Origin of the sequence: Flavobacterium sp., assembly GCF_027483985.1 — a bacterium.
GTDB lineage: Bacteria > Bacteroidota > Bacteroidia > Flavobacteriales > Flavobacteriaceae > Flavobacterium.
In genome coordinates this window covers 59,925-73,239 of record NZ_JAIXTJ010000057.1, presented here as the reverse complement: position 1 = coordinate 73,239, position 13,315 = coordinate 59,925, and the positions used below count along the sequence as shown (strand labels likewise).

Here is a 13,315-nt window from a genome sequence, read left to right as displayed (position 1 = left end):
CAAAATATATTTTTGGATAATATATTAGCTATGTAATATTAAATAAGTTATATTTGTATAATATATTGGCTAAAATGAAAAATTATTCTATTAATAAAACACCTTCTCAAGTTCAATTAGTATTAGCAGAACGATTTAAAAAGTTGAGAAAATACAAGAAGCTATCACAAGCTGAATTGGCTGATAAATCTGGAGTTTCTTTGGGCAGTTTAAAACGATTTGAATATACTGGACAAATTTCGTTAGAATCGTTATTGAAATTAGCGCATCTTTTTGATCGATTAGATGATTTTGAAGAAGTCTTTGTAGTTGACGAAGACTTAAAGAAAATAGAGAAATTATTCAAGCAATAAATTATGGGAAAGATTAAAAATATAAAAGCATTTTTAAATCTTGAAACAAAGATTGAAATTGGCGATATGATTGAAAATGAGGGTAAAGTTTATTTTAAATATCATCCCGATTTTGTTGCAAATGGATTAGAAATTTCTCCTTTTAAAATGAAATTATCTAATGAAATTTTAGTTCCAAAAGAACAACATTTTGATGGTCTTTTTGGTGTGTTTTCAGATTCAATTCCTGACGGTTGGGGAAAATTATTACTTGACAGAAAATTACTTTCATTAGGTGTAAATCTCAAAGACATTTCACCTTTAGACAGATTGGCTTATATTGATAAAAATGCTGTTGGAGCGATTACTTATCAGCCAGAATATGAAAACGATTATAATGATTTGCGTCAAATAGATTTAGATGTAATTTCTAATGAAATTGAAACGGTTTTAAGTGGGACTTCAGAAGATGTAATAGAGGAGTTGTTCCAACTTGGTGGTTCTTCTGGTGGAGCAAGACCAAAAATTTTAGTTGGATTTAACCCAAAGACAGAAGAATTGCTTTATGGAAAATCGGATTTACCTGATGGATTTGAACATTGGATCATAAAATTTCCTTCTTCAAACGATTTGAAAGATATTGCTACAATTGAATTTACATACAATCAAATGGCGAAAAATGCTGGAATTGAAGTAAACGAATTTAGATTATTTAAAAGCAAAAACGGGAACTATTTTTTTGGAAGTAAACGATTTGATAGAATTAAAAATGAAAAATTACATCTTCATTCGGTTTGTGGATTATTACACGATAATTTCAGAATGAGTACGTTAGATTACGGACACATTATGGATTGCGCTTTTACACTTGAAAAAGATTTTAATGCTTATGCAAAAGTGTTGCGATTAGCGACTTTCAATGTTTTAGCACACAACAGAGATGATCATAGTAAAAACTTCTCGTTTCTAATGGATAAAAATGGGAATTGGAAATTTGCACCAGCTTATGATTTAACGTTTTCGAATTCCTCTTTTGGATTTCATAGCACAACTGTAGCAGGTGAAAGTAAGAATCCAACGATTGAACATTTAAAAGAACTTGCCAAGCATTTCGGAATTAAAAATCCAAATCCAATTTTTGAAGAAGTTAGAGATTCTATCTCTGAATTTAATAGTTTAGCAAATACTATTGGTATTACAAAAGATTCTATGAAACTGATTAGTGGTAATTTAAAAATTTAGTTTTTTGAAACTTGAACTTCATAAAAGACAAAACCAATCTAGCCCTGATTGTAGTGGCACGAAGTAGAACGAAAAGCAGGAATAGGGAAACCAAAAATTCGCAAACCATTCGCTCCTAATCTCTAACAAATTCAACTTTTCTATTAATTTCATTCCCAAATTCATCTACAACCGTGATGTAATGAAAACCGGTATTGGCTTCAATTTGCATTTCGTGAAACGTTTGGGTTTCGCCTTTATAAACGTTGTCAACATACCAAAAAAGTTTGGCTTCTTTGTTGGAATGTGCCACTTTTAGAATTACAGGTTGTACTTTACTTTGAAAATTTTTGGTGAGGTATATTTTGCTGTTTGTTTTTGGATAAATAAAATCCATTGACGCTTGTTGTGTTTGTTGACAATCGGCGCGAAATGGTGGTAATGGCATGTAATCTATGTGTTGACTTTTGTAATACCATTCCATAACTGGTGGCAAAACAAACCATTTTTTAATGACAATATTGTCTACATTTTCGCAACTGCTGTTTACTCGATATTGTTGTGAAGCATCCAAATGAACCAATTTATGATACGGACAAAAACTAGTTTTTTTACCATTTTTAGGAATCAATTGATTGGTTTTCGGGCAATCATCTTGTGCTAAATGACCACTTTTAGTACAAACATCAGCATATTCTAAATCATTCAATGGCGGACTGAAAAACGCTTTTCGTGGTAATAAATTAAAAACATCAAACAATATTGGTGCAGCACTATCAACTCCTGTCAATTGTGGCCGTCCTTCGCCAGAAGCATTGCCAACCCAAACGCCAACGACGTATCTTGAATTGGTTCCAATTGCCCACGCATCACGATTTCCGAAACTAGTTCCTGTTTTCCAAGCAATATCTAATGACGAATCATAGAATCGCCAAGCTTCATCGCCTTCTGGACGATTAACTTCTTTCATTGCGTTGTAAGTCAAATAAATGGAACCAGCACCAAGTATAGGCTTTTGATTGGTTTCATCGCCATAATCTTGTTCAAATCCGTTAACGTAATTCAACTCGGAAAATTCTTTATTTCTATATTTTCCTTTTGTTTTATTGAAATAGTTAACGGTTGAAGAAAGATTAGCATACGTTCTACACAAATCCCAAAGATTGCTTTCTGCACCACCAAGAATTAAAGATAATCCGTAATGATCTGGTCTTTTATTGATGTTTTTCAGTTGGAATTTTTGAAGTAATTCATAAAAATTATTCACGCCGTGTTCTTGTAACATCAAAACTGCAGGAATATTCAGCGAACGCGACAAAGCTCGTTGTGCCGGAACTGCGCCATCAAAAGTTAGATTAAAATTCTGTGGTGCATAACCCGAAATTTGCGTTGGAATATCAGCAACCAAAGTATTTGGAAGAAGTTCACCCGAATCTAACATCGACGCATAAAGTAAAGGTTTTAAAATACTTCCTGTGCTTCGTGGAGCCGAAATAATATCAACATCTTTATCGTGATTCTTATCCGTTGGGGAATTTCCAACATAACTAATTACGTTACGATTTTGAATGTCAATAATCATAATCGCCAAGTTATGCACTTCATTTTGCTTGTATTGATTGTAATAATAAGCAGCGATTTGATTCACACGATTTTGCAACGAAATATCAACCGTAGTTTTAATGCGTTTTCCTTCGTCAGTTTTGGCAACACGTTGTAATAAATGAGGTGCAATTTGCGGAACATTATAAGGTTTTTGAGGCAACGGTTCTTCAATTGACAATTGATATGTCATTTTATCAATCACTTTTTCGTTGTGTAATTTCAACAAAAGTGTATTGCGTTTTTTAAGTAATTTTTGTTGGTTTTTACCAGGATAAATCAAACTAGGAGCATTCGGTAAAACTGCCAAAGTAGCTGTTTCTGCCCAAGAAAGTTGATGCGATTGCACTCCAAAATAACGCCAAGAAGCCATTTCGAGTCCAACAACATTTCCGCCATAAGGTGCATGAGCTGCATATAATTCTAAAATTTTTTCTTTTGAATGACGGAATTCCAATCGTGTTGCAAGAATGATTTCGATTACTTTTTCAAAGTAAGTACGTTTTTTATTTTTACGAGACAAACGAATTACTTGTTGTGTTAAAGTACTTCCGCCTCGAACTACTTTTCCTGCGGTTCGATTTTGTTGAACAGCTTTAACCATTGCCACAGGATTAAAACCCCAATGGTAATTGAAATGTTCATCTTCAAAATACGTTATACATTTTTTGAATTTATCTGGAATACTATCCTTGGCAGGAAAGCGCCATTGTCCATCACGAGCAATTTTTGCTGCTAATAATTCGCCATCATTACTTTCAATTACAGTGGAATAAGGTTCTTCAAAAAGTGTTCTTGGCAAAGAAAAATAGTAAACTACAAGAAGAATAAATGCAATTGCAGATTTCTTTTTGTTGGTTTTGATGTATTTTAAAATGCGTTGAAGAAACGCTTGGAGTTTTTGTTTCATTTTTTATTTTACCGCAAAGGCACAAAGTTTTTTCGCAAGGTTCGCTAAGATTAGTTGATTAACCGCAAAGTTGATTTTTTTTTACACTTGATTCTCAAGCCTATTGAAATAGACTTTGCGAACCTTGCGCTTTCTTGGCGCCTTTGCGGTTAATAATTTACTTCACCACTTCAACCCATTGTCCTTTAGTTCGAGCCAAGAATTCATTGTCATACATAGCTTCACATTGTAATCCTGGTAAGTAATATTTACCTAAATACGAAGCGTTTAATAAGATTTTGAACGTTCTTGTTTCGCCACCACGAAGACTGAAATAGTAGTTCGCTCTATCATCACGAATGTCGATGTAATCTGCAACATTGGAAGTTGATTCGCCAAATTCAGTGTATCTTGTATTTACAATTTCAAATCCTGAAGGTAGAATTTGCGAAAGTGCAATGTTTTCAACTCGTTCGTTTTTACGATTGGTTAGCGTAACTTCTGCAATGAATTCGGTTCCTTGAACGATTTTCGTTACTGATATTGCTTTACCTTTTCGGTCTTTGAAAACTACGTTGGCAGTCAAGTTGTTTTGTACAACATTTTCTTTTCCAACAGGAAGAATTCCACTGTTTAAGACACGAACAAAAATTGTATTGTTTCTGTTATTCTTAATTGTAACCGAATTATTTCCAGAAACTAAAGCTAAATTTCTTTGTGCAACAGTCTTATTCGTATTAATCACAACTGATTTTCCACCATTAGTATATTGAACAGAAACTCCTTTGCTACCATTACTTTGTGCAAATTTTGACATTGCGTATAATCCGTAAGCAGTTGTTTGCGTGCTCATCCATTGGTTGCTTGAAAGATTTTTAGCCAATTTAGTTGCCATTGCAAAAGCTTTTTGTTTTTGACCTAACAACACCAATGTTTCCAATGCCATCGCACGATTTCTTTCGTTTGAACCATAATAATAGTAATAACCATCTTCGTTTTGTTCGTCAATCATTGATTTACTCAATAAGGCCAAACCAGCCGAATTTTGTTTGATAATAGCATAAGTTGCAGCCAAACGCAACTTACTTTCGTTAGAAATTCCAACTGTTTCACGAAGTCTGTTCATCGACGCTAAATCGGCTGAACCTGCAATAGCTAAAGTGTAAAGACGATAGGCTTGTGCAAAATCGTTGCCATATTGTTTTTCAAAACGCCATTGTTTTGCCATTTTCTTTTGATAGGAAATCCATTTATTTTTGAAAGAAATTGGTAAAACATAGCCTTTTTTCTCTGCTTCAATCAAGAAATGTCCTGCATAAGAAGTTCCCCAATCGTCTGCTTCGGCATTGCCTGGCCAATAAGCAAATCCCCCATTCGCCACTTGGAAATTTCCTAATTTTTGGATTCCTGCGGTTACATTTTTCTGAATTCTTTGTTTGTAAGTCGCGTCTAAATCCATTACATCATTCAAATACAATTGTGGAAAAACCGATGATGTGGTTTGTTCAACACAACCGTGTGGATATTGAATCAAATAATCTAATCTTCGGCTAAAATCAACCGTTGGAACCGATGAAACTTCTATTTTAGATTTGTTGCTTCCGGTTACTCCAAATAAATCCCAAGAGATTTTTTTAGAACTATTTGGTTCGATAATTATATCAGTGTAAGTTGTTGTAACTGGGTTCGGATTCATCACATCAATTTCAACATCATAAGTAGATTTTTCTTTTCCTGATGTGGCGATAATTTGTACTTTTCCAATTCCTGTGATATTTCCAACGCTTAAATTGAAATACGCCATTTTTTCGTCAGGTTCGGTGAATTTTACAATTTCGCTTGCTTTTCCAAGAACTCTAACAGCATTATTAGTTTTGATTTGAAGTGTTACATTTTTGATGTTTTTCTCTGTTGCAAAAAGCGTTACTGGAATCGTAACATTTTCTGAAGGAGAAATTTTTCGTGGCAACGAAGCCAAAACCATCAACGGACTTTTTACTTGCGTTGCTTTTTCAGCCATTCCGTAAGCGCTATTTTCTTTATTGGCAGCAACAACCATAGTACGAACGGAACCAATGTATTTTGGAAGTTTAATTTGATGCGTTTTAGAATCGCCTTTTCCTAATTCAAATGGTCCGAAATACATCACCACTGGTTTGAAACGATTGGCTTTTTTTGCTTTTCCGCCACCTAAATCGGCATCTCCACCAATGGCAAAAACTTGATTTACCTTTCCGCCATAAGCACCAATTACATCATCATAAATATCCCAAGTTCTAACACCTAAAGCTTCGCGAGTATAGAAATTATCCCAAGCATTTGGAGTTTTGAAACGCGTTAAATCCAATAAACCTTCATCAACAACAGCAATAGTATAAGTCATTGCTTTACCTTGTTTTTCAGAAACTTTTACATTCACAGTTTGCTCTGGACGAAGAACATCAGGCATTGAAATTTGTGGTTCCAAAACTGTGTTTTTATCGACAACTTCTATTGGAACAATTCCATACATTCTTATTGGTGAATCGTTTTTGGTTGATGCGTGTGGTTGTAATAAAGTTACATTGATGTAAACATTTGGCGCCATTTCACCTGTAATTGGTAATTCGACAGTAGTTTCACCTTTTTTGGTTTTTGCCCAAAGTGTTTTCACGACTTTAGTTCCGTTTTCTACAGAAATTAAAGCTCTTCCGCCTTCACTTGATGGGAAGAATATTTTGGCAGTTTCACCAACAGCATATTTCTCTTTATCGGTTGAAAAACGTAACATTGTGGCAGCTTTTCCATCTTCATTTTTAGAACGAGCAGACCAATATGGAGAGTCAATATAAACTCGTGTTCCTGTAGCGTGACCATCATTTGGATCGGAAACACGAACTAAATAATTACCCCAATCGTTTTCTGGAACCACAAATGAAACGCTTGCTTTTCCTGAATAATCGGTAGAAACTCTAAAGTTTTTGTAAGCAATTGTTGACGTTGACGAACTATAATTCGACAAATTATCATTGGAAGCATCCCACCACCAACGTGATTCTAATTTGTAAACTCGAACATCCAAATTTTGAACTGATTTTGGTTTTCCGTTTTCTGAAACTGCTACAATATCAAATCGATTGGCTTTACCTGTCTCTAATAAACCATATTTGTTAGGTTGAGGAGCTTTTACACCAATATAAGTTTGGTAAGGTGAATATGTTGTCGAAGCGACATCAGTAGTAACATCGCCGCCTTGTTCGTAAACTTTTGTGATGAAAGCTGCTTTCAACATTCCTGGTGCTTGACCTTGAAGCGTTGGTTTTATCGGAATGGAAGCACGACCATTTCCATCAACTTTTCCTGAAAAAATATTGATTTCTTCGGTTGAAAAACTTCTTGTTGGATCATCAAAAACGTATTTGTCAAATCCTTTAAACGTTGTTACTTGTTGCGAGAATTTGGCTTGAACTTCAGTTTTTAAATCTTTTGCAACAGCACCGTGAAGCCAAAGAACTTGAATATTATTGACATTGTTTTTGCTTGTAGAAAGCACTGCATCGTTGAAACTATTTTTGATTTTTAAACGATTAGGTTTAATGGTTTCAATTTTTAAACTTTTGTAAAAACGAGCACCACCAACACTTACAACGGCTTCCCAATTTCCTGTTGGAGCGCTTGATTGCGTTGGAACAATAAATTTATAATGACTTAAAGCTGTTCCTTTTTGAACCGATTGATACACGGTTTTTCCACTTGGATCGTTTACTCTAATTTTTATCGGATGATTTTCTGGTAATTTATTGGCATTATCATTTAGAATGAATGACAAATACAAAGTATCGCCTGGACGCCAAACACCACGTTCTCCATATAAATAGCCTTTCAAACCTTTTTGTAAAGTTTCGCCCGAGACATCAAAATCACTTACAGATAAAGATAACTCGTCGTCCAATTTTACGTAAGTGCTTTGGTCGCCTTTGGTAACAATTGCGAAATAGGCAATTTTTTCTAATTGAAATGAAGCCATTCCATCACCATCAGTACTTGAATCGGCAATTTTTTGTTGTTGGTAATTATATAAAGTAACCGTTGCACCCGAAATTGGATCAGTAGAAACGATATCGCTAACGGCAATAACTACAGATTTATCGGTACCACGTTTAGCAATTACACCTAAATCGGTTGCTAAAATATTGGTTCCAATGGTTGTGTTGTTGTAATAATAATAGTTGGTGCAAGGATCAAGACTTTCTCTATAATCATAATCTTCTTCGTAGTAATAATAGTCATAATTGTTCCCGCTATAATTGACGTCGTCTTCATTTTCTTCTTCGGAATCATCGTTTTCTTCTTCGTTATTTGGCGTTTCATTTCCGCATTTGTAAAGCGAATATTTCTTTTTGAATGAAAATTCTACACGATAAATCGCACCTGGTTCTGGAGTTACAATTTTGGAAATATCTAAAGCGTAGGTATTCCATTTGGTATAATCGAGTAGGTTGTTTTGTTTTAATTCGATGGTTTTTTTGGCGACTGATTGTCCAACTTGTTTTAAATTTCGAGTTCCGTTAAGTTCATTATTTTGCAAGAATTGCATGATGTTGTTTTTGTAAATTTTGTACACTTTTACATCAACAGCATTCAAATTGGCCGCTTGAAAATTGATTTTTAAATTGTTTGAACTTGGTAAAATAGTTCCGCTTTTTAATAATCGAACGGCTGGTTTTATTTGTTCAAATTGTAATTTTTCGGAATAATTTTTCTTCATTTTGTAGCCATATTCGTTTTCAATTCCTTGAAAAACTTCGACTAATTTTGTTCCGGCAAACGATTGAACATTGGATTCTTCTTCAACGGCTTCAATAACAGGTTCAACATAAGCAGCAACTGTATCTACAGCAACCGCAGCAGAATCTACAGCAACTGAAGTCGAGTCAACAGCAGCTGCTACACTTTCGGTGATAGTTTCGGTTGAATTTCCTTTAACTACTTCAGAATTTTTAGCTTCATTGCTGAAAAACACTTTCAAAACGTTGCCCATTGTGGCAAATTTCAAATTGTTAGTATTTTCAATTGCGATTAATCCTTTAAAATCTTGATCTCTTTTTAATGGATCGGAGAAGTTTATCAATAACGATTGGTTGTTCTCGTCACCAATTTTAATATCCAAAACTTTGAATTGGTTTTTACCTGGAATTGGATATTTCACTTCACCTTCTTGCTCAATATCAGCATCATCTCCATCCCAAGCAATGGTTATTTCGCTGTCATCATCGAAGCGTTTTATTTTGTCGATAGTGAATTTGAATTCGGTTGAAGTACTTGTTGCTTTATCAAAAATTATTTTTAAATCATCACCATTTTGAGTTGCTTTTAATAATTTTTGAGCATCTTCAAATGATAGATTGTCAGCAGTTTTAATTGTTCCATTCAAATAGTAAGTATCTGGATCGTACGACTGTAAGTCTAAAGTATTGACAATGAAATCTTGCTTGATGGTTTTAATCGAAAACTTAAAATCCTCCAATTCTTTAGGAGTTTTATCATTGATTTGCGAAAGATGAAGCGTAATTTGATACAACGTATTTTGTTCCAATTTGTCTTTCGGAATAAAGGCAATCGTATTATTTGAAAGTGCTACTACTTTTCCTGAAATACTTGGAGAAATGTCGAATAAATCTTCGTCTAATTCTTGGTTGGGTTTCCAATCACTTTTATTGAAAGCCAATTGCACACGAATATCGGAACTGACCGATACAAATCCAGAAGAAAAACTCGATATATAGTCCTTGTATAAAGTGAAGTCGGAATCAAAATCGGCAGCCGATTTTTTAGAACAAGAATGCAATACAAAGATTGCAAGAAACAAACCGATTAACTTGCTGGTTTTCATAAAAGTAATGGAATTATTGGTTAGAACTTTTTGTCTTGAAAATATGATTTTTAACACTTTCAATTAATGCTATAACAGAAATAAATTTTAAATATTGTAGTAAATGTAAAATAAATTTTTGGACTAATTTTCTTGTAAAAAAAGGAATTTTTCTACTTTCTTTTTTCGGCAAAAAAACGCTTCATTAAGTCGCCACATTCTTGAGCCAAAATACCTTGATTTACTTGAGTTTTTGGATGTAATTTTGTTCCTAAAGTTAGAAATCCGCGTTGTTCATCTCGAGCACCAAAAACAATTTTAGAAATCTGACTCCAATATAAAGCACCAGCACACATTTGACATGGTTCTAGTGTAACATATAATGTACAATCTTTTAAGTATTTTCCGCCAAGGAAATTGGCAGCAGCAGTTATCGATTGCATTTCGGCATGCGCTGTTACATCGTTTAATAATTCGGTAAGATTATGACTTCTAGCAATGACTTTGTTGTCAATTACAATTATGGCACCAACAGGAATTTCACCTTTTTCAAAAGCGGTTTCGGCTTCTTGCAAAGCTTTTTTCATGAAGTATTCGTCGGTGAAAATGTTTTCCATAGAACAAAAATAGGAATTCAATTCGTACCTTTGCTATATGACAGAAAATTTACTTCAAAACATCAACAATCCATCCGATTTAAAAAAATTGGAACCATCACAATTGCCTCAATTGGCGAAAGAATTACGTGATTTTATTATTGATGTAGTTTCAGTAAAAGAAGGTCATCTTGGCGCAAGTCTTGGAGTGATTGAATTGACAATTGCTTTGCATTATGTTTTTGATACACCAAATGATTTATTGGTTTGGGATGTTGGTCATCAAGCTTATGGTCATAAAATTCTAACAGAAAGAAAGGATAATTTTCATACAAATCGTCAACTTGATGGTATTTCTGGTTTTCCAAAACGTAGTGAAAGTGTTTACGATACTTTTGGAGTTGGTCATTCATCAACATCGATTTCTGCAGCTTTGGGAATGGCGATTGCTTCTCAATTAAAAGGTGAAGATAAACATCATATTGCGGTTATTGGTGATGCGTCAATTGCGAGCGGAATGGCATTTGAAGGATTGAATCACGCTGGAGTTACTGATGCGAATTTGCTAGTAATTTTAAATGACAATGCCATCGGAATTGACCCAAGTGTTGGTGCTTTGAAAAACTATTTGACTTCGGTTAAAGAAGGGAAAAATCCTAAGCAAAATAATATGATTAAGTCCTTGAACTTTGATTATTCGGGACCAATTGACGGACATAATTTTGAAGCATTGATTTCAGAATTAGAACGTTTGAAAAAAGTAAAAGGTCCGAAATTTTTGCATATTATTACTACCAAAGGTAAAGGTTTGCAACAAGCCGAAGAAGATCAAGTAAAATATCATGCACCTGGGAAATTTGATAAAATTACTGGAGAAATTCTTCCAAAATCGGAAGAACATTTACCATTAAAATTCCAAGATGTTTTTGGATTGACTTTGGTTGAATTGGCTGCGGATAATCCAAAAATTATTGGAATTACACCGGCAATGCCAAGCGGAAGTTCATTAAAGTTCATGATGGATGCTTTTCCAGAAAGGGCTTTTGATGTTGGAATTGCAGAACAGCACGCTGTGACACTTGCAGCTGGAATGGCTACGCAAGGAATGGTAGTTTTTTGCAATATTTATTCCACTTTTTTTCAACGTGCTTACGATCAGTTGATTCACGATGTAGCTTTGCAGAATTTGCCTGTAATATTTTGTTTGGACAGAGCGGGATTGGTAGGAGAAGATGGAGCAACACACCACGGAGTTTTTGATTTGGCGTATTTGCGATGCATTCCGAATATGATTATTTATGCTCCAAAAGATGAAATTGATCTACGAAATATATTGTTTACTGCTTCGTTAGGATTGAATCATCCGATTGCAATTCGTTATCCAAGAGGAAGAGGAAAATATTCGAATTCCAAATTCCAAATTCTAAATTTCAAATTTGAGAATATCGAAATAGGCAAAGCACATTTGCTGAAAAGCGGAACTAAAATTGCGGTTTTATCTACTGGTTTTATTGGAAATAATGTGAGTTTGGCTTTGGATAAAAGTACAAATGCGAATGAAATTGCTCATTATGATTTTGGTTTTGTAAAACCTTTGGACGAAAAGTTGTTGTATGAAATTTTTAATTCATTTGAAACCATTATTACTATTGAAGATGGAGCAATCAAAGGCGGATTTGGTTCTGCAATTATCGAATTTGCTTCTGAAAACAATTATAAAAACTCTATAAAAACTCTTGGAATTCCAGATAGTTTTATCGAACATGGAACGGTTGAAGAGTTACAACAAATTTGTAAAATTGACGTTAAAAGTTTAATAACCCTTTTTTCTGAACTTTGAAAAAACGATTTTTGCATAACTTTTAATTTATTATAATGCGATTCCTTGTTAAATCTTTTGTCTTTTTATTATTTACACAATTTTCTTTTTCACAAATAATTCAAACGAAATTACCAGATACATTATCCCACTGGGAAAAGAAAAACACTATTGGTTTAGATATTTCTCAAATCGCTTTTTTGAACTGGAATGCTGGAGGAAATAGCTCTGTATCAGGTTTGTTGAAGGGAACTATTGTTAGAAAATATACTACGGACAATGTTAGATGGCTTAATGAAATGATTTTCAAGTATGGCGTTAATAAGCAAGATGGTGTTGAATTAAGAAAGACTGATGATGTTTTTCAATTAAATTCAACTTTTGGTTATAGAAAAGATACTGTTTCTAACTGGTATCATTCCGCAAAATTTAATTTTAGCACACAATTTACTAACGGATATTCCTATCCGAATACAGAAAAAGCTATTTCTAAGCCTTTCGCTCCTGCGTATATTTTTCTTGGTATTGGCGCAGAGTATTCCAATAAAGAAAAAAGGATTAATGTCTACATTTCACCGTTAACGCAAAAGACCACTTTAGTTTTAGCACAAGAACTTGCGAATCAAGGAGCTTTTGGAGTTACTAAGGCAGTTTTTGATGAGAATGGTGTTTTGGTTAGTGAAGGTAAAAAATCAAGAACTGAGTTAGGTTTCTTAATTACTAGTGGTTATAAAAAAGAAGTTTTTAAGAACATAGTTTTAGAAAATAGGTTAAACTTATATTCTGATTACATTAATAAATTCGGAAATATTGATGTCGATTGGCAAATGCAGTTTGATTTAGTAGTTAATAAATATGTTAGAGCCAACATTGGAGCTCATTTAATATATGATGATGATATTAAAGCTAAAGAAGAGATAAATGGTGAACAAGTAACCGTTGGTCCAAAGGTTCAATTAAAACAAATGTTAGGAATTGGAATTGTTTATAATTTTATATAACAAA

7 protein-coding genes are annotated in these 13,315 nt (G+C 33.8%); 4 read left to right on the top strand and 3 right to left on the bottom strand.

What is annotated here, in order from left to right:
- Positions 1-74: 74 nt before the first annotated feature.
- Entirely contained in the window at positions 75-353 is a 279-nt protein-coding gene (locus Q0050_RS15205) for a helix-turn-helix transcriptional regulator (RefSeq protein WP_298397859.1), read from the top strand.
- A gap of 3 nt (positions 354-356) precedes the next feature.
- Complete coding sequence (locus Q0050_RS15200) at positions 357-1,574, top strand: type II toxin-antitoxin system HipA family toxin (protein WP_298397854.1); 1,218 nt, start codon at positions 357-359, stop codon at positions 1,572-1,574.
- Positions 1,575-1,689: 115 nt separating this feature from the next.
- On the opposite strand, the gene pbpC is transcribed toward Q0050_RS15200, so the two are convergent.
- From pbpC to Q0050_RS15185, 3 genes are all read right to left on the bottom strand, one after another.
- A complete protein-coding gene (gene pbpC / locus Q0050_RS15195) occupies positions 1,690-4,065 on the bottom strand; it encodes a penicillin-binding protein 1C (protein ID WP_298397851.1) in 2,376 nt (791 codons plus the stop codon).
- A 157-nt stretch (positions 4,066-4,222) separates the two neighbouring features.
- Entirely contained in the window at positions 4,223-9,916 is a 5,694-nt protein-coding gene (locus Q0050_RS15190) for an alpha-2-macroglobulin (protein WP_298397848.1), read from the bottom strand.
- A gap of 152 nt (positions 9,917-10,068) precedes the next feature.
- On the bottom strand, positions 10,069-10,512 hold the full coding sequence (locus Q0050_RS15185) for a nucleoside deaminase (protein WP_298397845.1): 444 nt from the start codon (positions 10,510-10,512) through the stop codon (positions 10,069-10,071).
- A gap of 37 nt (positions 10,513-10,549) precedes the next feature.
- Between Q0050_RS15185 and Q0050_RS15180 the strand changes: the two genes are divergently transcribed.
- The gene (locus tag Q0050_RS15180) at positions 10,550-12,331 is read left to right on the top strand and encodes a 1-deoxy-D-xylulose-5-phosphate synthase (RefSeq protein ID WP_298397842.1); all 1,782 of its coding nucleotides are present in this window, start codon (positions 10,550-10,552) and stop codon (positions 12,329-12,331) included.
- Positions 12,332-12,366: 35 nt separating this feature from the next.
- Positions 12,367-13,311 carry a DUF3078 domain-containing protein gene (locus Q0050_RS15175; protein ID WP_298397839.1) on the top strand — a complete coding sequence of 315 codons (945 nt, stop codon included), beginning with the start codon at positions 12,367-12,369 and terminating at the stop codon, positions 13,309-13,311.
- Positions 13,312-13,315 lie beyond the last annotated feature (4 nt).

Coding starts and splice junctions, on each gene's coding strand:
- Q0050_RS15175 (WP_298397839.1), top strand. CDS start 12,367: ATGCGATTCCTTGTTAAATCTTTTGTCTTTTTATTATTTACACAATTT.
- Q0050_RS15180 (WP_298397842.1), top strand. CDS start 10,550: ATGACAGAAAATTTACTTCAAAACATCAACAATCCATCCGATTTAAAA.
- Q0050_RS15200 (WP_298397854.1), top strand. CDS start 357: ATGGGAAAGATTAAAAATATAAAAGCATTTTTAAATCTTGAAACAAAG.
- Q0050_RS15185 (WP_298397845.1), bottom strand. CDS start 10,512: ATGGAAAACATTTTCACCGACGAATACTTCATGAAAAAAGCTTTGCAA.
- Q0050_RS15190 (WP_298397848.1), bottom strand. CDS start 9,916: ATGAAAACCAGCAAGTTAATCGGTTTGTTTCTTGCAATCTTTGTATTG.
- pbpC (WP_298397851.1), bottom strand. CDS start 4,065: ATGAAACAAAAACTCCAAGCGTTTCTTCAACGCATTTTAAAATACATC.
- Q0050_RS15205 (WP_298397859.1), top strand. CDS start 75: ATGAAAAATTATTCTATTAATAAAACACCTTCTCAAGTTCAATTAGTA.